The 746-nt window shown below is 55.2% G+C and carries 1 protein-coding gene; it reads right to left on the minus strand.

What is annotated here, in order from left to right; translation table 11 throughout:
- On the minus strand, nt 1-629 hold a 629-nt coding region (locus ACQRAX_RS25500; protein ID WP_427867778.1), incomplete at its 3' end, for a hypothetical protein.
- Nucleotides 630-746 lie beyond the last annotated feature (117 nt).

Here is a 746-nt window from a genome sequence, read left to right on the forward strand (position 1 = left end):
CTATTAGGTACTGCATCCGGCCCTACTTCCATGTAGCTGCGCATGCACTCCCACAACGCCATGGCGGTGGTGCCACCCCCACAGTTAAAGCCCAGTGAGAAATGCTTGTTTTCGTCTTTGGCCTGCGGGTCTGGGTTTTCAAAGCCGATGATTAACAAGCCCATCGTTGCTTTACCCGCCTGGCTCACCGACGAATGTTGTGTAGCTGCCGCCGTCACGCTTTCCCAGGGGACGATCCAGTACTCGCCATTTGCTTGCGGTACACACACCTCGCGGCGTTGCCGATTAAAGCGCACCGGTAAAGGTACTTCGCGGAACAGGCCCTGGATTAGAAAAAAAACTGGCAATGCCATAATAATTGCACCCAATATCAAAGTATCCCGACTGAAGTCGGAGTTGAGATTTCGGGTGAAGAAAGACATGGCCAGAAACGTCATCACACCTACCCATATCCCCATCACCGCCGAACCGATGCTGTAGTTACCGATATCGAGAAACACCTCATTCTTGCGCCAAATGGTGTTGAGCACGTCCGAGGGCTTTTCACCGGTGGGAATTGGCAAGGGGGCCAAGTAGTCGTTGCGCGAAAACAGCCGTTTTTTCGTCGTGCCTACCGGTGGCGTACTCATGTCTCGTCCACAGGCTGCATCTGCGCTGCTAATTCGGCCTCACGCTTGGCGATGGCGGCTTCCAGCTCGGGGGAGCGCTTGGCCCATTGCTCGGGCGGCAGGGGTTTGGACCATTCG

It is taken from the genome of Pseudomonas sp. UM16 (assembly GCF_050312595.1).
Classification (GTDB): domain Bacteria; phylum Pseudomonadota; class Gammaproteobacteria; order Pseudomonadales; family Pseudomonadaceae; genus Aquipseudomonas.